Source organism: Thermus sp. FJN-A (assembly GCF_054655095.1).
Genome location: NZ_BAAHSC010000004.1, coordinates 1 through 249, shown reverse-complemented (window position 1 = coordinate 249; position 249 = coordinate 1). Strand labels below are relative to the sequence as shown.

At 71.1% G+C, this 249-nt stretch carries 1 pseudogene; it reads left to right on the top strand.

Annotation, left to right across the window (positions count from 1 at the left end):
• Positions 1–7: 7 nt before the first annotated feature.
• A pseudogene (locus tag ACYQ0J_RS00015) lies at positions 8–249 on the top strand (ATP-binding protein); the annotation flags it as partial.

Here is a 249-nt window from a genome sequence, read left to right as displayed (position 1 = left end):
GTATGGGGTGGGGGGGGGTAGGGACCTCGAGGCCGACCTCAAGGCCTGGCAGAGGCGCTACCCGGGGAACGAGGAGAAGGCGAGGAGCCTCCTCAAGGCCCTCAAGCGCCCCGAAGGGGTGAACCCCGTCACCCTCGTCGTGGACGACGCCACGGGCCTCACCCCCAGTGTGGTCCCCTGGCTGGTGGCCTTCGCCGAGGTGGCCACCCTGGTCCTGGCCGTCCACCCGGAGACCCTAAGGAAGGGGGG